The sequence below is a fragment of the Dickeya oryzae genome, from assembly GCF_009372235.1.
In the GTDB taxonomy this organism is placed as follows: Bacteria; Pseudomonadota; Gammaproteobacteria; order Enterobacterales; family Enterobacteriaceae; genus Dickeya; species Dickeya oryzae.
Genome location: NZ_SULL01000014.1, coordinates 99,591 through 125,603, shown reverse-complemented (window position 1 = coordinate 125,603; position 26,013 = coordinate 99,591). Strand labels below are relative to the sequence as shown.

Genomic DNA, 26,013 nt, shown 5'->3' with positions numbered 1-26,013 from the left:
ATAACACCCATGCAAAAGAAATCCATTTACGTCGCCTATACGGGTGGCACTATCGGTATGCAGCGCTCTGCCCACGGGTACGTCCCGGTTTCTGGTCACCTGCAACAGCAATTGGCGCAAATGCCGGAATTCCATCGCCCGGAGATGCCATCATTCGCTATTCATGAATATACGCCGCTGATTGACTCTTCCGATATGACCCCCTCGGACTGGCAATCCATCGCCAACGATATTCAGCAACACTATGATCAATACGATGGCTTTGTCATTCTGCATGGTACCGATACCATGGCGTTTACCGCTTCCGCGTTGTCATTCATGTTGGAGAATCTCGCCAAGCCGGTTATCGTGACAGGGTCACAAATTCCGCTGGCAGAATTGCGCTCTGATGGGCAAACCAACCTGCTCAATGCGTTGTACGTGGCAGCCAATCATCCGGTCAACGAGGTTAGTCTGTTCTTCAACAACAAATTGTTGCGCGGCAACCGGACGACCAAAGCACATGCCGATGGTTTCGATGCTTTCGCGTCCCCGAACTATCCTCCCTTGCTGGAAGCCGGTATCCACATTCGCCGCTTAACACCCGCTAATCCCGAACCACTCGACGGGTCACTGATTGTCCATGCCATCACACCACAACCTATCGGCGTGGTGACCATCTATCCCGGTATTTCTGCCGATGTGGTGAGTAATTTCCTGCGCCAGCCAGTCAAGGCACTGATTCTGCGCTCCTATGGTGTTGGTAATGCGCCACAAAGTTCAGGTTTGCTGGATGAACTACGCCGCGCATCTGAACGCGGTATCGTAGTGGTTAACCTGACGCAATGTATCTCCGGTCGGGTCAATATGGATGGTTATGCAACCGGTAATGCACTGGCACAAGCGGGCGTTATCAGCGGGTTTGATATGACGGTTGAGGCCGCGCTGACGAAACTGCATTATCTGTTAAGCCGAAACGATCTCTCCCCTGAGCAAATTCGCCAACTCATGCAGCAAAACCTGCGCGGAGAATTAAGCGATAAAGATTAAATCACCTGCAGCCGATGTATTAGGGTAGACAACATCAATGAGAAGAAGAGACGATGAACAGAGCACTCTTGCTGGTGGATATCCAAAATGACTTCTGTGCGGGGGGCGCACTGGCTGTCTCGGACGGGGATAGTGTGGTCGCGATCGCCAATCAGGCTATCGCGGCCTGCAAGTCGGCTGGCGTTATGGTGGTAGCCTGTCAGGACTGGCATCCGGCGGATCACCGCAGTTTCGCCATTAATTCCGGCACCCATGTGGGTGAACAAGGTGAACTGGATGGCCTGCCACAGATTTGGTGGCCGGTGCATTGCGTACAGGGCTCACCGGGTGCCGACCTGCACCCCAGGCTGAATCAGCGTGCCATCGACTGGGTAGTGCGTAAGGGGACGCACCCTTTTATCGACAGCTACAGCGCATTTTTCGATAACGGTCACCGCACCCGCACCGACCTGAACGACTGGCTGAAAGCCAGAAACATTACCCGTTTGACCATCATGGGGCTGGCAACCGATTATTGCGTCAAATACACCGTGCTGGATGCACTGGCGCTGGGGTATCAAACCGAGGTGCTGGCAGATGGCTGCAGAGGCGTTAACCTGCAACCCAACGACAGCGAGCTGGCGATAGATGTGATGGTAAAACACGGTGCCACCCAGGTTTCTCTGACAGCGTTTATTGCGTCACTGAGTTAATCACGCCCTTCTCATCACGCCAGCGCTCAGCGCTGGCGTGCCCAAGCCACCGATATCGCTAATGCTTAGTCTTGTGGTTTAAACCTTAGTCTTGTGGTTTAAACCTTAGTCTTGTGGTTTCAACGTGGTAATCGTATCACCAGCAAAGCGCTGTTTTAATTCCTGCTTACTCTTCATTTCGATTTCACCACGGGTGTTGATCGTCATATGGTCAGCCTCGGTGTTATTACGCGCCTGCCATAACATCACCATCTGTAGTGCGTTTTCTTTTTGTTCCGTTGTCAGGGCCACGCCATCTGGCCACTTTCCCAGTTCTACCGCCGTCGTCAGACGCTGATAAATCTCCGGCGTCATGCTGGTTATTAAATCGTCTAATTGCATGTTTTTCTCTGCCTGAAGTCAGATTTAGCTGAAACGTTTCAAGTCAATCTATTGGTTTCAAGTCAATCGATTGTATTAGCCCGGCTAACCATCCGTCTGCTGACCATTTTCTGCATCAATAAAGCTGAGTGATACAGAATTTACACAATAACGCTCGCCGGTCGTCTCCTGTGGACCATCCGGGAAGACATGCCCCAGATGAGCGTCACATTGACCACAACGGATCTCAATACGGTGCATATGGTGGGAATAATCCTCAAGATAGCGGATAGCCTGCTCATTCACTGGGCGATCAAAACTCGGCCAGCCGCAGCCGGAATCATACTTGCTATCGGAATAAAACAACGGCTGATGGCAGCACAGGCAGTGATAAACCCCCGTGCGCTTGTTATGCAACAGCTTACCGGTATAGGGACTTTCCGTCCCCCGTTGCTGTGTCACGTGCCGTTGCAAGTCGGTTAACTCATCCAGATTGCGTTGGGAAACAGTTATCTTGGTCATCAGATGCTCACTGAAACACGATTTTTTTCACCAGAATGATGCCGCATAATTCTAACAAAAAGTTAACACCACCACAGCCTATTTTGGCCTACACTTATCCCCACGCAGTAATGGCACATTTAATTGTGATCACTATCACAATTACACCTATGGCAGGTGTTTCCATGCCTGTGCATTCCTCATATGATTGGGTTATGTCCTTTAGTTAGGCTGATAGCTGTTTATCGTGCAACTGTTGAGCGGACTTTTGACTTACCGCAACGATTGACACGATTCCGCTTGACGCTCAGTAAGGTTTTTGTAATTTTACAACCAACCTTTTATTCACAAACCAATAGCTGGTGGAATATATGACTATCAAAGTAGGTATCAACGGGTTTGGCCGTATTGGCCGTATCGTTTTCCGCGCTGCACAGGAACGCTCTGACATCGAAATCGTTGCCATCAACGATTTGCTGGATGCGGAATACATGGCATACATGCTGAAGTATGACTCCACCCATGGCCGCTTCAAAGGTACTGTTGAAGTTAAAGACGGTCACCTGGTTGTTAACGGCAAAACCATCCGTGTTACCGCTGAGAAAGATCCGGCTAACCTGAAGTGGAACGAAGTTGGTGTTGACGTTGTTGCTGAAGCAACCGGTATCTTCCTGACCGACGAAACCGCGCGTAAACACATCCAGGCTGGCGCTAAAAAAGTGGTTCTGACTGGCCCGTCTAAAGACGACACGCCGATGTTCGTTATGGGTGTTAACCACGCTTCCTACGCTGGTCAGGATATCGTGTCTAACGCCTCTTGTACCACCAACTGCCTGGCACCGCTGGCTAAAGTTATCAACGACAAATTCGGTATCGTTGAAGCACTGATGACCACCGTTCACGCCACCACTGCGACTCAGAAAACCGTTGATGGCCCGTCTCACAAAGACTGGCGCGGCGGCCGTGGCGCAGCTCAGAACATCATCCCGTCTTCTACCGGTGCAGCTAAAGCTGTAGGTAAAGTTATTCCGGCACTGAACGGTAAACTGACTGGTATGGCGTTCCGTGTACCGACCCCGAACGTATCTGTTGTTGACCTGACTGCTCGTCTGGAAAAACCGGCAACGTACAAAGAAATTTGTGCAGCAATCAAAGCCGCTTCTGAAGGCGAACTGAAAGGCGTTCTGGGTTACACCGAAGATGACGTGGTATCCACCGATTTCAACGGCGAAAAACTGACCTCTGTGTTCGATGCCAAAGCCGGTATCGCACTGAGCGACACCTTCGTGAAACTGGTTTCCTGGTATGACAACGAAACGGGCTACTCTAACAAGGTTCTGGATCTGATCGCTCACATCTCCAAATAATGTGGCGATGAACAGATGATAAGAGGGCGACGTGAGTCGCCCTTTTTTATTGGGTATACAACAAGACCACTAAGGCAAAACCAATACCATGAACGACAACATTTATTCACTTCCCCTCACTCATGCGATCACCACCCATCTGAGCCAACGTCAACTGGGCCAACTGCCGGTGATTGTGGTCGATCATCCGCAGGTTCGTGCTGCCGTTGCATTACAGGGTGCTCACCTGCTGAGCTGGCAGCCTACTGGCGAACAGCCGGTGCTGTGGTTAAGCGACAACACGCCATTTGAAAACGGTGTGGCCATTCGCGGCGGTGTGCCTATTTGTTTCCCCTGGTTTGGTCCGGCTGCGCAGCCCAACCATGGCTTCGGTCGTCTGCTGGCCTGGGAATTCACCTCGCACAGTGAAGACGCCCATGGCGTGACCCTCGCCTTTACGTTACGTGACTCCGAACAGACACGCGCCGCCTGGCCACATACGTTTACCGTTCTGGCTCGCTTCCATTTGACGGCCCAAGAATGCCGTATGGAACTTGAATGTCATGGTGACTACAGCCTGACCACGGCGCTGCATACCTACTTCCAGATTGGTGACATCAGCAAAATTCAGATTAGCGGCCTGGGTGAGACCTTCATCGATAAGGTTAACGACGGTAAAACCGATACACAACAAGGCGACCTGACCTTTGCCACCCGTACCGATCGTATCTATACCCATCCGGCGTCAGTCAGCCTGATTGAAGACCCGGTACTGCAACGCACCATTGAAGTGCATCACACCCATCACAGCGATGTTGTGGCCTGGAACCCAGGTGCAGAGTTGTCTCGCACCATCAGCGATATGACGGATGACGGCTACCAGACGTTTGTTTGTGTTGAAACGGCACGCGTAACGCAACCGGCTGTGGCAACCACGCAAACCCCCGCCCGCCTGACCTCCACGATTCGTCTGCGTAAGTAATCTTTACTGTTGTTTTGTTGCTGCATTACATGACTGGCGAAAGCCAGTCATGCTTGGGTTATCCCGCTTATACGACATCCAGCGGTTGTTTGTGACGAGGTGCCGGATAAGCCTCATCGAGGGTAGCTATCTGCTCAGGTGACAACGTCACATCAAGTGCAGCGGCGTTTTCTTTGACATGTGCCAGTGTACTGGCTTTGGGAATAGCAATAACGCCAGACTGGCGAACCACCCAGGCCAGCAACACCTGCGCGGGTGTCAGCGCCTGCTGGTGAGCAACCTGCACGACCGCCGGATGAGCCAATAAATCATGTCGTAATTGCCCGGCCTGAGCCAAAGGGCAGTACGCCATCACCGGAAGTTGGCGCTGCTGACACCAGGGCAGTAAATCATATTCGATACCGCGTGAAGCCAGATGATACAACACCTGATTAGTCTGGCACTGATTGCCTCCCTGACATGACCACAGTTCAACCATATCCCGCGTATCCAGATTAGAGACACCCCAGCGCCCAATTTTGCCAGCCTGTTGCAAGCGCTCCATCGCGGTAATGGTATCAGTCAACGGAATCCCGCCACGCCAGTGCAGTAAATACAGGTCGATATAATCAGTTTTCAAACGTTTCAGACTGCGTTCGCAAGCGGCAATCGCCCGTTCACCACCGGCATTATGCGGATACACCTTGGAAACCAGATAAACCTGATCACGACGGCCACGCAGCGCCTCCCCGACGACCTCTTCCGCGCCACCATCCGCATACATTTCCGCCGTATCGATCAGCGTCATGCCCAGATCAATACCCGCCTGTAGCGCACTGACTTCCGCACGTCGTCGTTGTGCACTCTCGCCCATAAACCACGTTCCCTGACCTATCGCGGGAACCGTTCTCCCCTCAGGGAATACCACCTGCTTTAGCATGCTCTTACCCTCCTGCGCTCAGGGTAACAAACCTTGGCTGCGCCATTAATGTGCAAATGGGGTGAACACACCCCATTTTTGTGCAGCTAATGCACAATACGCGAGCACGCCATGTCAGAAACGATAACTGACACCACCGCTCAGCATCAGGTTATAGCTTTTATCGACCATCGGGCTGTCTTTCACGTCATCAGACAAGCGGATATAACGCCCACTCACCCAGGAACTCCAGTTGGAATTGATTTGATAACCCGCACTCAACTCGACGTAGGGCGACCAGCCATCGTTCGGTTGGTAATTGCGTAATCCAGAGCGTGCCGCTTCATCGCCCGTCACACCATAGTAGTAGCGGTTCTGATTCTCGCTCGACCAGGTAATCCCTATTCCCGGCGTCAGGCTCCAGTTGCCGTCATTGAAGCGATAGAGGTAGGCAGAATCCCACACCAGGCCGTTGCTGTAGTCTAGCGTGTCGCCAGCGAAAACCGTGCGCAACGTCCCCCACTGCGCGTCGTAACGATACGCCAGCCCCGCCATCAACGTGCCACGTCGCCGGTCGAGCTGCTTCATCTGACTGTCGTCGCTGTCTCCCGGTCTAAAACCGAAAGGATTGTAATAGGCGGTTAGTGAGAGCTTGTTCTGTGCGTCATTCCACAGGTAATACCCACCTTGCAGACCACGCAGATAAAAATTCTCGCCGTCATAGTTCACCATTGGGAAAGGATAAACATGCCCACTATCGCCACGGTATAGTGCCGTTCCGCCAACCGCACCCACGCCCAGCGAGAACTCGTCCGCCAGTGCAGTGCCAGTCATAACCGCGCCAGCCAGTGTCGCCGTTAAGAAAGTGAATACGTGTTTTTTCACGGTCGTCGCGCTCCTTCGATGTTACACATTTGATCGCATTCGGCAGCATAGCAGCGCCGGAGTCCTACATACATCACATTAATGTGAAAGATACATAAGTTATAACGATTTCGTCTGCCAATCATCACCCCGCATCGGGTCTGCGTTGGCGGATAAAAAAGCCAGCTTTACGCCCTCATGCCGAAGTGAGTCATTGAAATATCTTAAAAATGCGACGCAAGAATAGAGGCAAATTTATGGATGCAAACTACGCTTTAAACAAGGCAGAGGATTTCCGCTGACTACAGCCGGGTGCCAGTAATCCCCAGACCCATTGCCAGCCAAGTTGGCATAAGGGTTGCTGTATTCCAGTATGAGGTCTTCTTCCGGGAGAGCCATCCATTACATAGGCTTTATACATACCATTCGCTCTCTTACTCTGTGTTAATCGACGAAGGACGGGCAACGCTATGAACATATTTGATCATTATCGTCAGCGTTACGACGCTGCCAAAGACGAAGAGTTCACTCTGCAAGAGTTCCTTACCATCTGCCAGCAAGACCGCAGTGCGTATGCGAACGCCGCTGAGCGATTGTTAATGGCTATCGGTGAACCGGTTATGGTAGACACCGCCCAGGAACCACGTCTGTCTCGTTTGTTTTCCAACCGGGTAATTGCCCGCTACCCTGCGTTCGAAGAGTTCTATGGCATGGAAGAAGCCATCGAACAAATTGTTTCCTATCTGAAACATGCCGCGCAAGGGCTTGAAGAGAAGAAACAAATCCTCTATCTGCTGGGCCCGGTCGGCGGCGGTAAATCCTCGCTGGCTGAACGACTGAAAGCACTGATGCAGCGTGTTCCTATTTATATCCTGAGCGCCAACGGCGAGCGTAGCCCGGTCAACGACCATCCGCTGTGCTTGTTCAACCCGCAAGAAGATGCGTCAATCCTGGAGAAAGAATACGGCGTTCCACGCCGCTATCTGGGCACTATCATGTCTCCCTGGGCAGCCAAACGCCTGCAGGAATTTGGTGGTGATATCACCAAGTTCCGTGTCGTCAAAGTCTGGCCTTCTATTCTGGCCCAACTGGCTATCGCCAAAACCGAGCCGGGTGATGAAAACAACCAGGACATTTCAGCGCTGGTCGGTAAAGTGGACATCCGCAAGCTGGAGCATTTCGCACAAAACGACCCGGACGCTTATGGCTACTCCGGCGCGCTGTGCCGTGCCAACCAGGGCGTGATGGAATTCGTGGAAATGTTTAAAGCACCGATCAAAGTGCTTCACCCCTTACTGACCGCCACACAGGAAGGCAACTATAACGGTACCGAAGGTATTGCCGCGCTGCCGTTTAACGGGATTATCCTCGCCCACTCCAACGAATCTGAATGGGTGCAATTCCGTAACAACAAAAACAACGAGGCTTTTCTCGACCGTGTCTACATCGTCAAAGTGCCTTATTGCCTGCGGGTTTCCGAAGAAGTCAGAATTTATGACAAGTTGTTGGTAAACAGTGAGCTGAGTCGCGCCCCCTGCGCCCCCGGCACGCTGGAAACACTAGCCCGCTTCTCCATTTTGTCGCGGCTCAAAGATCCAGAAAACTCCAGTATCTACTCAAAAATGCGGGTATACGATGGTGAAAGCCTGAAAGATACCGATCCGAAGGCCAAGTCGTATCAGGAGTACCGTGATTACGCAGGTGTCGATGAAGGCATGAAAGGGCTTTCCACCCGTTTTGCCTTTAAGATCCTCTCGCGCGTGTTCAACTTTGATCACAGCGAAGTAGCGGCCAACCCGGTTCACCTGTTCTATGTACTGGAACAGCAAATTGAGCGGGAACAGTTCCCGCAGGATGTCGCGGAGAAATACCTGGAACACCTGAAAGGCTACCTGATTCCAAAATACGCCGAATTCATCGGTAAGGAAATACAGACGGCCTACCTTGAGTCCTACTCGGAATACGGTCAAAACATCTTTGATCGCTATGTGACCTATGCCGACTTCTGGATTCAGGATCAGGAATACCGTGACCCGGATACCGGTCAGTTGTTTGATCGTGAATCACTTAACGCTGAACTGGAGAAAATCGAAAAACCGGCGGGTATCAGTAACCCGAAAGACTTCCGCAACGAGATCGTCAACTTTGTATTACGCGCCCGCGCCAGCAATAGCGGCCGTAATCCGAACTGGACCAGCTATGAAAAACTGCGCACGGTCATTGAGAAAAAGATGTTCTCCAATACCGAAGAGCTGCTGCCGGTGATTTCGTTTAACACCAAAACATCGACGGAAGAGCAGAAAAAACACGACGACTTTGTCGATCGCATGATGGAAAAAGGCTACACCCGCAAACAGGTGCGTTTGCTGTGCGAATGGTACCTGCGCGTGAGGAAGTCATCCTGATGCCGGACATCGACAGGCATGTCGTTTGGGGGAAACATGGCCTATTTCATTGATCGGCGCTTGAACGGCAAGAACAAAAGCGCGGTTAACCGCCAGCGTTTTTTGCGCCGTTACAAGTCGCAAATAAAGCAGTCGATTGCCGGGGCCATTAACAAGCGTTCGGTCACCGACGTGGAAAATGGGGAGTCTATCTCGATCCCCAACGCGGATATCAGTGAACCGATGTTCCATCAGGGGCGTGGCGGGGTTCGTCACCGGGTACACCCCGGTAACGATCACTTTGTCGAGAACGACAAGATCGAGCGCCCTCAGGGTGGCGGCGGCGGTAGCGGCTCAGGCCAGGGGGATGCCGGACAAGACGGTGAAGGCCAGGATGATTTCGTGTTCCAGATATCCAAAGATGAATATCTTGACCTGCTGTTCGAAGATCTGGCGCTGCCAAACCTGAAAAAAACCGAGCATCGGCAACTGAACGAGTACAAAACCCACCGTGCGGGGTACACCGCCAATGGCGTCCCCGCCAATATCAGCGTGGTGCGCTCACTGCAAAACTCGCTGGCCCGCCGCATGGCGATGACCGCCGGTAAACGACGCGATCTTCACCAGCGAGAGGAAGACCTGGCATTGCTGGAAAACACGGAACCGGCTCAGCTGCTGGAGGAGGAGCGGCTGCGTCAGGAAATCGCCGAGTTACGCCAGCGTATCGCCAGTGTGCCGTTTATCGACACCTTCGATCTGCGTTACAAGAATTACGAACGCCGACCGGAACCGTCGAGCCAGGCGGTGATGTTCTGTCTGATGGATGTCTCTGGTTCTATGGACCAGGCCACCAAGGACATCGCCAAACGTTTTTACATCCTGTTGTATCTGTTCCTGAGTCGAACCTACAAAAATGTGGAGGTGGTGTACATCCGCCACCATACACAGGCCAAGGAAGTGGATGAGCAGGAATTCTTCTACTCTCAGGAAACCGGTGGCACGATTGTCTCCAGCGCCCTGAAATTAATGGAGGATGTCGTCAAAGAACGTTATAACCCCGCGCAGTGGAATATTTATGCCGCGCAGGCTTCCGATGGCGATAACTGGGCGGACGATTCGCCGCTCTGTCGTGAATTACTGACCACCCGCCTGCTGCCGGTGGTGCGTTACTACAGCTATATAGAGATCACCCGCCGCTCTCACCAAACGCTGTGGCGGGAATATGAAGTGCTGCGGGAGAATTTTGATAATTTTGCCATGCAGCATATTCGCGATCAGGACGATATTTACCCCGTCTTTCGCGAAATCTTTCACAAACAAACCGTCAACAATTAACCAGACCTACATCAGCCAGCGTGTTACACGCTGGCTGCTTCCCCTGTTATCCCTACCCTTTTCTGCTGTACGGACCGATATTTCATCAACCCAGCAAACATTTAAATAACCGGTACCACCTTGCCGAACGATTTGTTGAATGACGAGTCTTTAATTTTCCCCTCAGAGAACACAAACAACATCTTATGTTTCCCCATATAGGCACCGAACCCGTTCTTCGCATTGATCACCACCGGGACCACCCAGCCAAATGTGACTTTATTCTTTGATGTGAATGAGTCCTTTTCCAAATAACCTTTGTATGGCGCCATGAATGAATAATGCGCGCTATACGGGTCTTTCAGCGCAAAGCTGCAATAGCTGTAAATCTGTTTTTTATAATCTGCCGGTAATGTTCCATAATCCGCCGTTTCAGCGGCCATCCGCATTGAGGCTGACTGATTCGCACAGCCAACCAACGCGACCGACAGCGCAGCCGCGGCAATGATTTTTTTCATTATGTGTAATCCCGTTGATGGTTGTTTCCCATTGCAACATCTCAGGATTGACCTCAACGGCACCTTAACCGCTACCCGGTCTCCACATTTTATCCTTAATCTTGAGCAACCTGGCGCTTAACTTCGCATCAGTTGCACTCGCTACGCCGTTAGCTCGACTTCATCAAAGCAGGCCGTTATGATCACGGCTTCAGTCATACTGGTTTATCTCACGCCTTAACCATAGCGAATCCAGCACCCGACAGTATGCCTGAGGTGACCTCCGGTCAGGGTGCGCTTTACATGGAATATCACGATGAAAAAAGTAGTACTGCCACTGATTGTCTCGGCCCTGTCAGCGCAGGCATTAGCTGCCACGCAATTGGCAAATTTAAGTAAGCTGGAATATGGCGCAAATTGGGCATTTAATCGTGAAGAGGTTCAGCTAATCTGCCGGGCTGACCACGCGATGTACGTGATTAACCCCAGCACGCTGGTACAGTATCCACTTAACGACATCGCTCGTGAACAAGTCAGCACCGGTAAGGTAAACGCCAGCTCGTTGGAAACCATCCTTCTGGATGACCCAAAAAATCCGGGACAAAAAATGAGTCTGCAACCCTTTATTGACCGGGCACAACGCCTGTGCCAATAGCACATATAGCACGACAGAAAAGCGAGTGGCTCGTCAATATGCAGGTTTGCGTTGGTTGTCACAAAGTGTACAGATTGTTTCGGAATTGACCGTCAAAGCGCGTGCCAGACTGGAAAACAGAGAGGGGTCGTCTACGCTTAAAGAGCAGGTTGTGATGCAACTTGCAACAAATGCCAACTTTTAGCGCACGGCTCTCTCCCAAGAGCCATTTCCCTAGACCGGGCACAGGAATCGTGTTCGGTCTTTTTTTATATCTTTGATTTAAAACAAAAAAATATCAGTCGGCCCGAAAATGCCCGAAATTGGCCCGAAATTCCGTACCCGGTGTAAATTGCTGCAAGCTGGATATCTACTACTTTCTGTAGCAAGATAGACTATTCAATTACATGGATGTAATAAAAAATGAGAACTATCGACCACCATGGAAATATAATTTGTGTACTCGAAAATAACGAAATGCTAACCGAATGTCCGCATGGGCTTATGCAGTTTTTGAGGATATTAGTGGCTGGTTGGCAGTCAAAATATTACCTGGTATAGCAATACCACTGCATATAGCTCAGTGTGAAACAATGTTCGATGCACTCGATGAAATGGGGAGCCGTATTAAATCGCTAAAAACCCACTGATTGCTCAGTGGGCCGCTTCCCTGGCGTTTCAATTAGCGTTTTAAGCATAATCATGATGGCATCTAAATCGATTATTTTATAGACGTTTCTATAGATCAATTATTCAGAATTGATCGCTATAACCGATCGTAAGATGCAGTCTACTGGCCATTGACGCGTAACCCCCGGCAACACATGAAAACCACTTAATAGTGGCTCTCAGGTGAATTATCGATGAAAGTCCCCGACACAGAAAATACTGGGCTGTACCGGAGCCTCCAGGAAATCACATCAGGTGAAATCAGACAGCTTCTGCCCGGAAACAATCAACTCTTCCAAGAGCATTTTACGGCGTTCTGGCGGCGTATCGCGGCTGATCATAAAGCAGACAGCCGCTACCGCCTGACCACTGCGTGAGCGAATCGGGGCAGCCATGCAACAGGTAAAACTTTCCGATAGCCCTTCCGTCTGGCAATACCCTTGCAGCCCTGCCTGATGAATATCATCAAGAAACGCCTGTTTATCCAGAACGGTTCCATTCGCCAGACGATAATCCTCTTCAGGGATCAGCTCAAGAATGGCACTGTCTGACCAATTGCTCAGTAGCAACCGCCCCGTCGCCGTCCACGGAATGGGAACGCGTACACCGATATCCGAGGTTATCTTGAAGGGATGTGCGTTACTTTCCGATAGCACGACGGTGTATTTATTCCCTTCCAGCATGCAGAGCTGCACGGTTTCACCATGACGCGCAACGAGTTCCACCATGAGCTGGTGCGCACGACGAATTAAATCATTGTGCGCCATGTAGTCCGCACCATAGTAGTGCATCTCACGACCGAAGAACACGGCACCATCAGCATCCAGTTCCAGCAAGCCAGCCTCACTGAGCAGGCTCACCAGTTCATAGACGCTGGAACGGGGAGCACCTGTCGCGTCAATCAAATCACGCATGGCCATGGGTTTTCTGGAAATATGCAGTTGGCGAAAAATCTCGATGACCCGGTCCACACCGCGCGCCCGTGACGTTTTCTCGTCAGACATAGGCACATTCTCCTGTTGCAATCATGCAATGATAAATACGCTGAAAAAAGAAAGCATCATACACTGCCAGCCCTCGTTAACCCATCTCGATAAAATAATTTTTTACTCTGGATACCGATAATACCTGCGCTCCATTTTAGTGCCCCATGTTGGCGCAATAAATAATAGCAGGGTTAAAAATATCAATACTGCCGATGTTTTCATCCCTAAAACTGATATTCGTTTCTCTTATTTTTGGGATCCTGTCAGCAGGATTAAAAATTAAATACGGATCCCTATATTGCAAAAATAAAAATCCTGTGCAAATCTTGCGCTATCCGGTATTGCAGATTTTAGTCTGATATATCGGACAAAGATACAGGCAACACAATACCCGAGTTATCATGAATAAGGAGCAGGTGGCATGACGATCAAACGCTACGGCATTGAGGGTGGGACGGGGACTGGCGGGCAAAAACTGCCATTCGCACGGGCCGTCGAAGCCGATGGATGGCTGTATATCTCCGGTCAAACGCCCATGCGCAATGGCGAAGTGGTGGAAGGTGGCATCATCGAGCAAACGCAATTAGCGTTCGATAATTGCCTGACTATCATGCGTGAAGCGGGTTACCGTGTGGAAGATGTCGTCCACGTCACGGCAGTATTAACCGACGCCCGTTACTTCAGTTCATTTAATAAAGTATTCAGTGAAATATTTAACGGCCATCCGCCCGCACGAATTTGCAGCGTGCAGGATTTGGTCGTCGACTGCAAAGTGGAAGTGGATATGAAATGCTTTCGTGCCGATCGCAAGTAATTAAGTCCACGCTAAAAACAGGCTAATTATTTTATGCGTCAAAACCAGGGTAGCCTGTTATTAATAAGCGTTTTCCACTTTTCTGCAAAATAACGGTTTTCATATCATCTCCATTCAATAAGAGAGCATAAAATGAATACAACATCGCTAAAAATAAACACCAGGCTCTTTGCCAGCGCGCTGGTGTTGTTGACCCTGGCAGGCTGTACGCCTACCGATGAGAAGAAGGCTGATAACGCTGCACCGCAGTCTGCCCTTCAAACCGTTTTGCAACGTGGGACGCTACGCGTCGGTGATTGTCTGAGCTTCGCGCCATTCGGCTTTTATGACCAGGCGGGTAACCCTGATGGGTACGATGTGGATTTGGCCAAAGCACTGGCAAAAGCGATGGGAGTCAAGCTAGAGATGGTCAATACCACCAGTGCCAACCGCATTCCTAACCTGCAGACCAATAAAGTGGATGTCGTGTTTTGTAACTTCACCCGCAACCTGGAACGCGCCAAAGAAATCAGTTTCACCGCCCCGTATGTCGTGGCAAGCGAAGCCATGCTGGTGCGTAAGAACAGCGGAATTCAGTCCGCTCATGATATGGCGGGCAAAACCATCGCCACAGTGAAAGGGTCAACAAACGGCGACGAAGTGCGCAATCTCGGTATCGATGTCAAGATTCAGGAATACGACTCATCCCAGGCGGCCATTCTGGCGGTAAAACAAGGTCAGGCTGATGCGATGATCGAAGATAATAATTTCCTCGCCTATCAAAGTAAGCTCGACTCAACACTGACGGTCACCAATGAAGCCTTGGTTCCGCTTGAATACAACGCATTCGGTGTGAAGCAAGGCGACCAGGTCTGGCTGAATTACCTGAATGAATTCCTGTTTGAGATTAATGCGTCCGGCCAAAACGCCGCGCTATATCAAAAATGGTTTGGCAGTAAACCCCGCTACCCACTGAACCCACAATATTGACCGCGCGTGGCGCAACATTCCTGTTGCGCCACTCAAAGGAGTAGACCCATGAATTATCAATGGCTAACCCTGTGGCACTACGGTGGTACGTTTCTTACGGCCACCTGGCTAACACTGCAGGTCACTCTGCTGGCTTTTGCACTGGCAATAGCGCTTGGACTATTAGCGGCGCTGGCAAAAGCCTCATCGCTGACGCTGGTACGCTGGCTGAGCCACTGTTATGTGGAATTCATTCGTAACACGCCGGTGCTATTACAAATTTTCATTATTTTCTTCGGCCTGCCCTCACTCGGCATCACCATGAGTGCAACAACAGCAGGGATTCTGGCATTGGGCATTAATGTCGGTGCCTATTTATCGGAAACCTTTCGGGCCGGCATTCAATCGGTGCCTAAAGGCCAATTGGAAGCCGCCTGGATCCTGGGTATTTCGCGTCGACACATTTTCCTGAGCGTGATACTGCCCCAGGCCACACGCGCTGTATGGCCCGCGATTATCAACAACCTGATCCAATTACTGTTAGGCACCTCGTTGTTATCCGCCATTGCTCTGCCGGAACTGACGGGTACGGCAACCGTCATCAACGCCCGCACATTGCTGTATATCCAGACCTTCAGCATCGTAACGGTGATTTATTTACTGCTCAGCAATCTGTTTTCATGGTTAGGTCATCTGGCAGGACGGCGTCTGTTTACCCCGCCGCTGGTCACCCCGGTAAAAAAGCCCGCCGCCGGGCTGATAAGACGATGGCTGATTAATTCGCTGCCGAAACGGGAGAATGCGCTATGAACGACATCATCATCCGTGCTCTGCCGTTGCTGTTAACCGGTTTGGGTACCACGCTGGTGCTCTCGGTGGCCGCAATTATTGGTAGTACGTTGCTTGGCTTGCTGGCAGCGGTGCTACGCACCAGCCGATTGCCTATCGCCCGGCAACTCGCCCTGTTGTACATCGAGCTGTTTCGCGGCACACCCGTACTCATTACGCTGATGTTTATCTACTTTGGCGTAGCGTATTTTGGATACGACATTAATTTGTTCGCCGCCGGGATCCTGGGGCTAAGTATTTATCAGGGTGCTTATATCGCGGAAGTGTTTCGCGCTGGCATTGAAGCGGTGCCCAAAGGGCAATGGGAAGTGTCATGGATTTTAGGGTTATCCAAACGCCAGACCTTTCTCAGTGTGATCCTGCCCCAGACTCGTGGCATCGTGCTGCCCCCTCTGACTGGGCAATACCTGTCGCTGATTAAGGATACCTCAATAGTCAGCATGATTGGCATGTCAGAACTGATGCATCAGGGGCAGGCGATTGTCGATCGCATCGGCCAGCCGGTCATCATTTATGGGCTGGTCGCCCTGCTCTATTTCGCCGTTTGTTTTCCGCTTTCCCGTTGGGTTCAACATCACCAGGCCAGGAGCCAGTTATCATGAGCAAATCCGCCATTACACTGAGCCGTATTTCCAAATCATTTGGCACCACACAGGTGTTGAAAGCCATCAGTCTTGACGTTTCACCAGGTGAAGTTTTGGTACTGATTGGCGCGTCCGGTTCCGGCAAAAGCACCGTATTGCGCATTATGAGCGGGCTGGAAAGTGCCGACAGCGGCGAGATTTGGGTCAATGACGTGCCACTGCACGATGCCAACCGCAGCCATGAAATCTGCGGCCATGTTGGTATGGTATTCCAGCAATTTAATCTGTTCCCTCACAAAACGGCGCTCGGCAACGTGACCTTAGCGCTAATAAAGGCTCAAAAACTGTCTGAAGCCGAGGCCACTAAACGCGGTATGGCAGCACTGGAACGTGTCGGGCTGGCGGAACGCGCGCACCACTACCCTGCACAGTTATCCGGTGGGCAACAGCAGCGGGTTGCCATCGCGCGGGCATTGGCTGTTGAACCCAGAATTATGTTCTTTGATGAAGCCACGTCTGCACTCGACCCTGAGTTGGTCGGTGAAGTAATGGAAGTCATGCGCAGTCTGGCTCGTGATGGCATGACGATGGTGGTGGTAACCCACGAAATGGGCTTCGCACGCAAAACGGCTGACCGTGTGGTGTTTATGGATCAAGGCATCATCGCCGAGCAAGGCTCACCCGAGCAGATTTTCGTGCATCCGCAAAATCCACGGACTCAACAGTTTTTATCCCGCGTACTTGAACATTAACAGGAGGCGACATGTCGATTCACTTTCCGTTGCAGGCAGATGGCTTACTGGATGCGCCGCACACCGCACCGCGTTTTAAATCTGTTGCCGGTAGCGGTACGGAATACTTACCTGTCGGAACGCCAGTGTTGAGCAGTGAAAAGGTATTCTCTCCGTTGATGTTGATGAAGCAGTCCGCTCTGGAGAACAACTTGCGCCAGTTGGCGACCTTCTGCCGCGAGCGAGGCGTAATGCTGGCGGCCCACGGTAAGACATCCATGTCTGCGACTGTTTTGCGCCGGGCGATTACCGAAGGTGGCGCATGGGGCATTAGCGCCGCGACGCCTGCGCAAGTGCGTGCACTGCGTCACTTCGGCATTCGTAACGTTTTTCTCGCTAATCAATTGGTTGACCCTGCCGGTATCCGCTGGATAGCGCAATGGCAACAACAGCACCCCGACCATGGTTTCCTCTGCTACGTCGATTCACTGCACGGGGTAAAATTGCTGGAGCAGCATCTTGGTAATACCCGTATCTCGGTGTTGCTGGAGATGTCAGTCAGCGGCGGTCGCACCGGTTGTCGAACACGCCAGGACGCGGTGATGATTGCTGACGCCATCGCGGCAAGCCCATCGTTACAGTTGGTTGGTGTATCGGGCTATGAAGGGGCATTGGGTGCCGGGCGGGATGCTCACGGTATCGCACGAGTGAAAGACTATTGCGACATGCTGATCGCCACCGCGACACAACTGGCGGAGAAGCACTTATTCAGCAGCGATAGTATTATTCTTAGCGCCGGTGGCGGAGCCTGGTTTGATGTGGTCACTGACAGTTTAACTAGCGCACGCTTACCATTACCGGTTATCCCGTTGATCCGCTCCGGTGCCTACATGGCACATGACAACGGCCTCTATGCACGTATCGCGCCATTCGCCCAACCCGGTAGCCACTATCATTTCACGGCCGCACTGGAAATCTGGGGACGCGTGTTGTCGCGTCCAGAGCCTGGACTGGCATTTCTCGATTTTGGACGACGTGATGTGCCATTCGATCAAGATTTACCTATTCCGTTATGGATCCGCCAGGCAGACGGTAGTGCCGCACGCACGGCGACACAATTACGCATCACGGAAGTGAACGATCAGCATGCGTACCTTAGTCTGCCAGACACAGAACGGTTACAACCCGGAGACTGGGTGGGATGCGGCATTTCCCATCCCTGTACGGCATTTGATAAATGGCGCTACCTGCCATTGGTGGATGATCATTACTGTGTAACCGATTCACTGGAAACCGTATTTTAAGACGCTAGCCCCAGCCCCACGGATGGGGTATACCATCATGACGGTTGAAAACGACTGAACAATAAACACCACGTCGATAAGACCTTAAACGCAACAGGTGTCACAGCGGATTGGATTTAACGTGGGATGAGGAAGGTCTGGCAAGAGCATCGCAAGGGGAATGGGTAAAAAAGGAACGGGTAATAGGGAAGCTATTACCCGACTCATATCAGGCAGATGGGGTTACCGAGGCCGCCATTTTTTTCAAATCCTGATCAATAAAGAACAAGCCACCTTCCTGTGCATTCACCATACCCAGCTTGTCGAGAATGGACTTGAACAGTTTTTCTTCTTCGTGCTGTTCCGCTACATACCACTGCAGGAAATTAAAGGTGGAATAGTCCTGCAACGTCATGGCTGAATGAGCCAGTTCATTGATTTTTTGGGTAATCAACTGCTCGTGCTCATAGGTCAGTTTGAAGACATCCTGCAATGAATCAAACTCGATCGGTGGTGCGGCAATCGCACCCAATTGCGGCATGCTGCCGGTGTCGTTCAGATAATCGAACAGGCGTTGCATATGATCCATCTCTTCACGGGAATGTGATTTCAGGAAAATCGACGCACCTTCAAAACCTTTATCGCCACACCAGGCGCTCATCTGCAGATATAAATTGGCGGAGTAAAATTCAAGATTAAGCTGTTCATTCAGCTTCTGAATCATTTCTTTCTTTAACATGGCCGTTCCTTATTTTACTGGCAGGTGACTGATTTTCATATTATGCCTGTAAAGGGTGGGATTTAAAACATTCCGTTAACACAAAATTGAAATAAATTCCTTATAACTTCAATGCATTATCATTTGGTTATGAGAATAATTTTCATTATTCCCATGATTAGAAAATGGCGTTGATAACTATTTTCATTAACTGGTTTTATTAAGCATTCTGGGTTTATTAAAAATCTGGGGTTATTAAAAATCCAGGTTTGTTAAAAATCTATATTTGTTAAAAATAAAGTCAGTATGCTTGTCTGCATAATATGCCCGACACCGGCATATTCCCCTTCCCCCACCAGAGCACTCATGCTGGAGACAATGTCGCCAGAACACTGACCAGCCCAACCACCAGAACAGACAACGACAGTTCTGCCATCGTCAACCGAAGAAAATAACTGTAAGCAGCATGCCCAGCATGCTGAAAGCGCGGCACTACCCAGTAGCGATTGAACAACGCCAACAACACCATAGCAGCGACCAGCAGAACCTTCACCGCCAGCAATGTGCTATACACCCCGAACGCTGGCAACGGCCAGCCGAGAATCAATCGGGTATTCACCAGACCGGTCAGGATTGCCAGCGCAACGGCCAGATGACCGAAACGAGAAAAGCGCATCATCGTCAGGATGGCATCCTCGCGTGCCGACACCCGCTGCGCATCCCGCAATACTGGCAGTAACGGCACCAGCCCACCGACCCAAAAGGTTACCGACAGCAAGTGTACCGTCTGGCTCAGGCCATGCACTATCCCCGGCCAGCCCTCCAACATCGCCGCGTGACCTACCCACGCCATACCACAGAGTTGGGCTACGCCAGACACCAGCATACCCGTGAGCCACCTACTACGGTGCCAGAACACCGTCGCACACGTGATTAACGCCAGCACCGGTTGCCAGACCCATAGCATCCCGAAACGGGTACCCAATACAGCATACCAGGTACTCACATCACCGATATTGCGCCAGTCACCGCTCATCAATCCTGTCTGCGCCGCCAGAATGCCAACAGCGGTCAACATGGCTACAGCGCTACCGATCACCATCACCCCATACAACTGCGACGCCAACTGCGCCCGATAGGTACGGGGTGACAGTAACCGACAATAACAGGCTGTCCCCACCAGCAACATGAGGCTGGAAAAATGTCCGATACGCAATCCTGCGTATACCGCCTCCAGCAGCATCAGCCAATCACTGCCGTATTATTTGACATCAAAACGATAGCTTCCCTGCGTTTTATGACCATCGACAGACAGCACATGCCAGGAAACCTGATAGCTACCACTGGTTAACGGCTTTTCAATCGGCACCACCATTACATTATGATGATCATTTTCTACCGTCGCCTTGCCTACCGACACAGCCTGCCCCGCTAGCGTCAACTCCACACCACTGAACGCAGGTTCGATATCTTCTGAAAAAAGCAGCGTCAGAGAAGACGGTGCTGTTTGTGCCGTAATCGCCTTGTCTGCCGCTGGAGTCTGACTTTTGAGATGAGCATGGGCCAGTGCAGCCTGAGAGATAAACAGGCTTCCTACGAACAGTACTGCCTTCATCGCCGGGAAAAATGTACGCTTCAACATGGTGTTACCCTTTCTAGTAGTTTCCTGTTACGTTCAGTTAACGCAAAACAACGGCAAGGATACGAGCCACCCACTGCCTTGTCGAGGGTCTGGAGAGTAACAGAATTTGCCAATTCCGCACTTCTGCTTTACTTTTGTGGCGCAACACAGAGGAGGCAATCATGGGATACAATCTGGCCGACCTGCCCTATGAAGAAATGGAAAAGGTCAATGTGGATTTGGCGGCATCCAGCGTGGCGTTTCGCGAACGCTATAACATGCCGGTGATCATGGATGAAATCGAACAGCAGCAACCCGCACATCTGCGCCCCTATTTTCGTGAAAGGGTCAGTTACTACCGGGGAATCTCCCACCAGTTCTCCACCTTACCGTATGACCCAAACAGTAAATAACGGCTCCGTTCATCAGCACACGTTCACCACGACGCTATCCAATACCCTCGGATAGCGCCTGATTACCCACCCTATACCGATTTTCGCCGCCGTTTCTATTCGGTCCACCCTTACTTGCTCAATTCTTCGCCGTCATTTTACTGGCCAAAAAAGCACTTTTTCACTTGCATCTCCTCACAAACAGGAGGTTAATAAACAGGCATACCAACCTTTTACCAAGCGAGGCACAAGATGAGTAAAGGAATGGACAGCAAGAAAAACGCCAAGAAAAAACCGCTGAAAACCGCCGCGCAAAAACGGGCGGAAAAGCGGGCTAAACGGGCGCAACCGCAGCCTGAAACCAACTGAAACTAACCACGTTGCCTAAATTTGGCTGCTTGCCGAATGCTGCAGTATTCAGGCAACATCGGCTCAGGCGACATCCGCGTCAGGCAACATTCTGCGATCACCCTCTGCCTCCTGACACCCGGTGATCGCAGTTCCAGTTCTCTCCGTCTGGCTGCTCGTTTTTCTTGTACTACTTTCTTGTACTACTTTTCCTGTACCGTTTTTTCGGCACGGTCTTCTGGTGTAAAGGTTCGACAAACTATGCCGTCCATCTTTCTCCGCTACACCAATCTGAAGTGCTACCCCTGCAGTGACTGACCTTCAAGCACCATTAACAGGAAGGTAAACTCCTGTGCAATGTCTTCAAACTGGGCCAGGCGACCAGATTTACCACCATGACCAGCCCCCATATCGGTGTGTAACAACAACAGATGATCGTCGGTTTTCAGTTCACGCAGTTTTGCTACCCATTTGGCCGGTTCCCAATACTGAACTTGTGAGTCGTGCAGGCCTGTCGTCACCAGCAAGTGGGGATAACACTGCACCGAGACTCGGTCATAAGGACTATATTGCTTGATGTACTGGTAATCAGCCGCGTTATTCGGATTGCCCCATTCATCATATTCGCCAGTAGTAAGCGGAATGGACTCATCCAACATGGTCGTGAGGACATCGACAAACGGCACCTGCGCCACCACCCCATAAAACAGTGAAGGAGCCATGTTTATGACGGCCCCCATCAGTAACCCGCCGGCGCTGCCCCCCATGGCGAAGGTTTTTTTCGGGTCGCCATAACCTTGCGCCAGCAACGCCTGCGTGACATCAATGAAATCGGTGAAGGTATTCATCTTGTTGGATAGCCGTCCCTGATCGTGCCATTGCTGCCCCAATTCTCCCCCGCCGCGAATATGCGCCAGCGCATACACGAAGCCGCGATCCAGTAAACTTAAACGACTGCTACTGAACTCTGGATCCATACTGCTGCCATACGCACCGTAGCCGTAAACCAGCAATGGGCTTTGCGCCAGTTGGCAGTCTTTGTGATACACCAACGATACCGGTACCGATTCACCATCACGGGCGGTTATCCAGACTCGTTCGCTGCGGTAATTGTCGGCATCAAAATTTTTTACTGCGGATTGTTTGAGTACCGCCTGCACACCGGTTGCCATATCCAGTTCATAGATGGTCATGGGCGTGGTCATTGAAGAGTAACCGTAGCGCAGTTGTTTGCTCTCGGGCGTTGGGTTATAGCTCAGCCAGCTCACGTAGGCAGGGTCATTAAACGCAATCTGGCGAGAAACTTCCGTCTGCCAGTGAATATAGCGAATCTGGGTCAACCCACGTTCACGTTCTTCAACTACGTACCAGTCATCAAACAGTGCAAACCCTTCCAGCACACAGTCAGGACGTGGGCTGATCAAGGGCTGCCATGTGGATTCGCTGGCATCATGTGCACGATAAAAGCCGAATGTTTTGCCGTCTTTGTTGGAGCGAACGTAAAAATCATCACGAAAATGGTCAATCACATACTCGTGATCCGGCCGTCGTGGTAGAAACACCTGCGGTTTTGCCTGTGGGTCAGTCGCATCCAGCAACAGAATTTCAGTACTGGTAGTACTATCCAGATAGAGCAGGATATAGCGCTCGGAGGTAGTTTTATCCAGGCTGAGATAAAATGTGTCATCTGTTTCTTCATACACCAACTCATCCTGCTGTGGATCATCCCCCAGACGATGGCGATACACTTGATAAGGCAGCAACGTCTGCGGGTGTTTACGCACATAATAGAGCGTGCGAGAGTCTGCCGCCCACTCACTACCGGCAGACACATTCTCCAGCCGATCATCCAGCCACTCACCGGTGGTCAGGTCCTGAAACGTCACCACATACTGCCGACGGGAGAGTAGATCTTCTGACACGCTCATCAGTCGGTTATCCGGGCTCACCCCCAACGCACCAAGGCTGTAGAACTCGCTGCCAGCCGCCCGTTGATTGCCATCCAGCAATACCTGCCAGGTATCAGCCCCCGTTTCCTGCTCAGCTTGACGCTGATAGATAGCGTAATCTTTGCCAGGTTCATAACGACTTTGGTAGCGGTAGCCACGTTTGACATAAGGCACCGAAACATCTTCACCGGGGATACGCGCCACCATTTCCTCGTACAACGTTCGACGCAGAGCCTCATGAGGTGCCATTACCCGTTCGCAATAGCGATTCTCTTGCTGTAACCAGGCAAGCACATCCGGATTGTTGCGTTCATCATCCCGCAGCCAATAGTAGTTATCGATACGGGTATCGCCATGCATTGTCATCTTATGCGGGCGTTTTTCGGCTTGCGGCGCGCTCATGCACATCACTCCTTTCCATTCATTTGTCAGACTCTGCCTTACCGCTGCCCCACACTGGCACACCAGCCATGGGGCAACAGCAAATGCCCAAAGCCTGTCATGAATCAGCAGGGGAATCCAGCTCGTACCGAGATCTGCACGGATTTTCACTCGCTTTTGCGTACCAGTACGCGAGTGATGCCAAACGCAAACGTTTTCGTTTATACTGCGGCCACGTTCGGGCCATCGTCCGCCCGTTTTTACCCCCTCTTTTCACAACACCATCAGGTATCAGGTTATGTTAACAATGGGAACAGCCCTGCGTCCCGGCGCCACTCGCGTTATGCTGCTAGGTTCCGGTGAACTGGGAAAAGAAGTAGCGATTGAGTGTCAGCGTTTGGGAATCGAGGTGATTGCGGTTGATCGCTATGCTGATGCCCCGGCGATGCAAGTCGCTCACCGCAGCCATGTCATCAATATGCTGGACGGTGACGCATTAAAACAGCTGGTGTTACAGGAACGCCCGGACTATATCGTGCCGGAGATCGAAGCTATCGCCACCGATATGCTGGTCGCTCTGGAACAGCAAGGGCAGCGAGTCGTGCCTTGCGCTGAAGCCACCCGCCTGACCATGAATCGCGAAGGTATCCGCCGGTTGGCAGCAGAAACGCTGGGGTTACCCACATCCAGCTATCGTTTTGCCGCCGACGAAGCGGCATTTCGTCAGGCTGCAGAGGAATTAGGTTTTCCCTGCATCGTCAAACCCGTCATGAGTTCCTCAGGGAAAGGCCAGAGCCTTATTCGTTCACCGGAGCAATTGGATCACGCCTGGCGCTATGCACAGGAAGGCGGCCGGGCCGGTGGCGGAAAAGTGATTGTCGAAGGTCTGGTGAAGTTCGATTTCGAAATCACATTATTGACCATCCATGCCGCCGACGGCCTGCACTTCTGTGACCCTATCGGCCACCGTCAGGAAGACGGCGATTACCGTGAATCCTGGCAGCCACAGCACATGAGCGACCTGGCGTTGTCGCGAGCTAAAGAGATTGCTGGCAACGTAGTAAAAGCGCTGGGCGGGTTCGGTTTGTTTGGCGTGGAGCTGTTTATTTGCGGCGATGACGTCATTTTCAGTGAAGTTTCGCCACGCCCGCATGATACCGGTATGGTGACGCTCATTTCACAAGATCTGTCCGAGTTCGCTTTGCATGTCCGCGCGTTTCTCGGCTTGCCGATCGGCGCTATCCGCCAGTATGGACCATCCGCTTCGGCGGTTATCCTGCCAGAGCTGACCAGCAATGATGTGCGCTATCAAGGCCTGGAACAGGCTCTGAAACCGCATACCCAGATTCGCCTCTTCGGCAAGCCAGACATCAGCGGGCGCCGCCGTATGGGGGTTGCGCTGGCGACAGCCGACAACACAGACGCAGCAGTAGACCTGGCAAAATCCTGTGCATCAGCCGTCAGTGTAAGCGGCTGAGACCTGCGATAAAGCCAGCCTGTCGGCCCGTCGATTCAGAATGCAAAAAAAGCCCGCGATGCGGGCTTTTTGGTATGAAGAAAGGGATAACGCTATCAGGCTGTTGCGCCAGCAACGGCTTCACGCGCCAGCGCGGTGATACGGTCGTAGTCACCACTTTCCAGCGCATCAGCAGGCACCAGCCAGGAACCACCAACACACAGCACACTTTTCAGCGCCAGATATTCACGATAATTCTTCAGTGAGATACCGCCAGTTGGGCAGAAGCGAATTTTGCCAAACGGACCGGCAATCGCCTGCAATGCCTTCACACCGCCATTCGCTTCAGCCGGGAAGAATTTAAACTCACGTAATCCGTAGTCCATCCCCAACATCAGCTCAGACACGGTGCTGATCCCAGGGATCAACGGAATAGTGCCTTCTGTTGCTGCTTTTAATAACGGTTCGGTCAGGCCGGGGCTGATGGCAAACTGCGCACCCGCTGCGGTCACTTCCGCCAGCTGCTGTGGGTTGGTCACGGTACCTGCGCCAACGATAGCGTCCGGCACTTCCTGTGCGATCAGGCGAATAGCCTCTACCGCGCAGTCGGTACGCAACGTCAACTCCAGGACACGAATGCCACCCGCTACCAGGGCTTTCGCCATCGGTACCGCGTGTTCCAGTTTGTTAATTACAATAACAGGAACAACCGGACCGGCTGTCAGAATCTGTTCCGCACTGGTTTTCCAGTTTTTCATCGAGGGTAATCTCCAGTCATGCCCA

General features: G+C 51.6%; 26 protein-coding genes. 15 read left to right on the top strand and 11 right to left on the bottom strand.

Features of this window, described 5'->3' with window-relative positions; translation table 11 throughout:
- The first annotated feature begins 9 nt into the window (after positions 1–9).
- Both ansA and pncA read left to right on the top strand, forming a co-directional pair.
- Positions 10–1,029: an asparaginase gene (ansA, locus tag FAZ14_RS15480; RefSeq protein ID WP_016941283.1), complete on the top strand. Its 1,020-nt coding sequence runs from the start codon at positions 10–12 to the stop codon at positions 1,027–1,029.
- A gap of 53 nt (positions 1,030–1,082) precedes the next feature.
- Positions 1,083–1,721: a bifunctional nicotinamidase/pyrazinamidase gene (gene pncA / locus FAZ14_RS15475; RefSeq protein ID WP_016941282.1), complete on the top strand. Its 639-nt coding sequence runs from the start codon at positions 1,083–1,085 to the stop codon at positions 1,719–1,721.
- 105 nt (positions 1,722–1,826) lie between these two features.
- Here pncA and FAZ14_RS15470 read toward each other — a convergent pair whose 3' ends face one another.
- Positions 1,827–2,102 (bottom strand): YeaC family protein, encoded by a 276-nt coding sequence (locus tag FAZ14_RS15470; protein ID WP_016941281.1) that lies wholly within the window; start codon positions 2,100–2,102, stop codon positions 1,827–1,829.
- A gap of 84 nt (positions 2,103–2,186) precedes the next feature.
- A complete protein-coding gene (gene msrB, locus FAZ14_RS15465; RefSeq protein ID WP_016941280.1) occupies positions 2,187–2,603 on the bottom strand; it encodes a peptide-methionine (R)-S-oxide reductase MsrB in 417 nt (138 codons plus the stop codon).
- Between the two features lie 350 nt (positions 2,604–2,953).
- Between msrB and gapA the strand changes: the two genes are divergently transcribed.
- Both gapA and FAZ14_RS15455 read left to right on the top strand, forming a co-directional pair.
- Positions 2,954–3,949 carry a glyceraldehyde-3-phosphate dehydrogenase gene (gapA, locus tag FAZ14_RS15460; RefSeq protein ID WP_012884832.1) on the top strand — a complete coding sequence of 332 codons (996 nt, stop codon included), beginning with the start codon at positions 2,954–2,956 and terminating at the stop codon, positions 3,947–3,949.
- An 88-nt stretch (positions 3,950–4,037) separates the two neighbouring features.
- Complete coding sequence (locus FAZ14_RS15455) at positions 4,038–4,910, top strand: D-hexose-6-phosphate mutarotase (protein ID WP_153508846.1); 873 nt, start codon at positions 4,038–4,040, stop codon at positions 4,908–4,910.
- Between the two features lie 67 nt (positions 4,911–4,977).
- Here FAZ14_RS15455 and FAZ14_RS15450 read toward each other — a convergent pair whose 3' ends face one another.
- Both FAZ14_RS15450 and FAZ14_RS15445 read right to left on the bottom strand, forming a co-directional pair.
- Positions 4,978–5,829, bottom strand: a complete 852-nt coding sequence (locus FAZ14_RS15450) for an aldo/keto reductase (RefSeq protein ID WP_153508845.1) — start codon at positions 5,827–5,829, stop codon at positions 4,978–4,980.
- Positions 5,830–5,943: 114 nt separating this feature from the next.
- Complete coding sequence (locus tag FAZ14_RS15445) at positions 5,944–6,693, bottom strand: MipA/OmpV family protein (RefSeq protein ID WP_153508844.1); 750 nt, start codon at positions 6,691–6,693, stop codon at positions 5,944–5,946.
- A 449-nt stretch (positions 6,694–7,142) separates the two neighbouring features.
- Between FAZ14_RS15445 and yeaG the strand changes: the two genes are divergently transcribed.
- A complete protein-coding gene (gene yeaG / locus FAZ14_RS15440) occupies positions 7,143–9,077 on the top strand; it encodes a protein kinase YeaG (protein WP_012884836.1) in 1,935 nt (644 codons plus the stop codon).
- Positions 9,078–9,113: 36 nt separating this feature from the next.
- A complete protein-coding gene (locus FAZ14_RS15435; RefSeq protein WP_033581391.1) occupies positions 9,114–10,391 on the top strand; it encodes a YeaH/YhbH family protein in 1,278 nt (425 codons plus the stop codon).
- 101 nt (positions 10,392–10,492) lie between these two features.
- Here the strand turns inward: FAZ14_RS15435 and FAZ14_RS15430 are convergent, their stop codons facing one another.
- Positions 10,493–10,888, bottom strand: a complete 396-nt coding sequence (locus tag FAZ14_RS15430) for a hypothetical protein (protein WP_016941276.1) — start codon at positions 10,886–10,888, stop codon at positions 10,493–10,495.
- A 295-nt stretch (positions 10,889–11,183) separates the two neighbouring features.
- On the opposite strand from FAZ14_RS15430, the gene FAZ14_RS15425 reads away from it, so the two are divergent.
- Positions 11,184–11,522, top strand: a complete 339-nt coding sequence (locus FAZ14_RS15425; protein WP_016941275.1) for a YebY family protein — start codon at positions 11,184–11,186, stop codon at positions 11,520–11,522.
- 899 nt (positions 11,523–12,421) lie between these two features.
- Here the strand turns inward: FAZ14_RS15425 and FAZ14_RS15420 are convergent.
- A complete protein-coding gene (locus FAZ14_RS15420) occupies positions 12,422–13,174 on the bottom strand; it encodes an IclR family transcriptional regulator (RefSeq protein WP_016941273.1) in 753 nt (250 codons plus the stop codon).
- A 403-nt stretch (positions 13,175–13,577) separates the two neighbouring features.
- Here FAZ14_RS15420 and FAZ14_RS15415 point away from each other — a divergent pair, with 403 nt between their 5' ends.
- From FAZ14_RS15415 to FAZ14_RS15390, 6 genes are all read left to right on the top strand, one after another.
- Positions 13,578–13,970, top strand: a complete 393-nt coding sequence (locus tag FAZ14_RS15415) for a RidA family protein (RefSeq protein ID WP_016941272.1) — start codon at positions 13,578–13,580, stop codon at positions 13,968–13,970.
- A gap of 132 nt (positions 13,971–14,102) precedes the next feature.
- Positions 14,103–14,939: an ABC transporter substrate-binding protein gene (locus FAZ14_RS15410; protein WP_016941271.1), complete on the top strand. Its 837-nt coding sequence runs from the start codon at positions 14,103–14,105 to the stop codon at positions 14,937–14,939.
- Positions 14,940–14,987: 48 nt separating this feature from the next.
- Complete coding sequence (locus tag FAZ14_RS15405; protein ID WP_016941270.1) at positions 14,988–15,728, top strand: amino acid ABC transporter permease; 741 nt, start codon at positions 14,988–14,990, stop codon at positions 15,726–15,728.
- Entirely contained in the window at positions 15,725–16,369 is a 645-nt protein-coding gene (locus FAZ14_RS15400; RefSeq protein ID WP_016941269.1) for an amino acid ABC transporter permease, read from the top strand. The genes FAZ14_RS15405 and FAZ14_RS15400 overlap by 4 nt, the downstream gene beginning before the upstream one ends.
- Positions 16,366–17,103 carry an amino acid ABC transporter ATP-binding protein gene (locus FAZ14_RS15395; RefSeq protein ID WP_016941268.1) on the top strand — a complete coding sequence of 246 codons (738 nt, stop codon included), beginning with the start codon at positions 16,366–16,368 and terminating at the stop codon, positions 17,101–17,103. The genes FAZ14_RS15400 and FAZ14_RS15395 overlap by 4 nt, the downstream gene beginning before the upstream one ends.
- 11 nt (positions 17,104–17,114) lie before the next feature.
- Complete coding sequence (locus FAZ14_RS15390; RefSeq protein ID WP_016941267.1) at positions 17,115–18,386, top strand: alanine racemase; 1,272 nt, start codon at positions 17,115–17,117, stop codon at positions 18,384–18,386.
- Positions 18,387–18,594: 208 nt separating this feature from the next.
- Here the strand turns inward: FAZ14_RS15390 and ftnA are convergent, their stop codons facing one another.
- The 3 genes from ftnA to copC all read right to left on the bottom strand — a co-directional run bounded on the left by ftnA (position 18,595) and on the right by copC (position 20,725).
- Complete coding sequence (gene ftnA / locus FAZ14_RS15385) at positions 18,595–19,104, bottom strand: non-heme ferritin (protein WP_016941266.1); 510 nt, start codon at positions 19,102–19,104, stop codon at positions 18,595–18,597.
- Positions 19,105–19,447: 343 nt separating this feature from the next.
- Positions 19,448–20,326 (bottom strand): copper homeostasis membrane protein CopD, encoded by an 879-nt coding sequence (gene copD / locus FAZ14_RS15380; RefSeq protein ID WP_016941265.1) that lies wholly within the window; start codon positions 20,324–20,326, stop codon positions 19,448–19,450.
- Positions 20,327–20,344: 18 nt separating this feature from the next.
- Positions 20,345–20,725, bottom strand: coding sequence for a copper homeostasis periplasmic binding protein CopC (gene copC, locus FAZ14_RS15375; RefSeq protein WP_016941264.1), 381 nt, complete (start codon positions 20,723–20,725; stop codon positions 20,345–20,347).
- A gap of 161 nt (positions 20,726–20,886) precedes the next feature.
- On the opposite strand from copC, the gene FAZ14_RS15370 reads away from it, so the two are divergent.
- Positions 20,887–21,117, top strand: coding sequence for a DNA polymerase III subunit theta (locus FAZ14_RS15370; protein ID WP_016941263.1), 231 nt, complete (start codon positions 20,887–20,889; stop codon positions 21,115–21,117).
- Between the two features lie 626 nt (positions 21,118–21,743).
- On the opposite strand, the gene FAZ14_RS15365 is transcribed toward FAZ14_RS15370, so the two are convergent.
- Entirely contained in the window at positions 21,744–23,795 is a 2,052-nt protein-coding gene (locus tag FAZ14_RS15365) for a S9 family peptidase (RefSeq protein WP_016941261.1), read from the bottom strand.
- A 277-nt stretch (positions 23,796–24,072) separates the two neighbouring features.
- Here FAZ14_RS15365 and purT point away from each other — a divergent pair, with 277 nt between their 5' ends.
- Positions 24,073–25,251: a formate-dependent phosphoribosylglycinamide formyltransferase gene (gene purT / locus FAZ14_RS15360; RefSeq protein WP_153508843.1), complete on the top strand. Its 1,179-nt coding sequence runs from the start codon at positions 24,073–24,075 to the stop codon at positions 25,249–25,251.
- Between the two features lie 95 nt (positions 25,252–25,346).
- On the opposite strand, the gene FAZ14_RS15355 is transcribed toward purT, so the two are convergent.
- Positions 25,347–25,988 (bottom strand): bifunctional 4-hydroxy-2-oxoglutarate aldolase/2-dehydro-3-deoxy-phosphogluconate aldolase, encoded by a 642-nt coding sequence (locus tag FAZ14_RS15355; RefSeq protein WP_016941259.1) that lies wholly within the window; start codon positions 25,986–25,988, stop codon positions 25,347–25,349.
- Between the last annotated feature and the right edge of the window lie 25 nt (positions 25,989–26,013).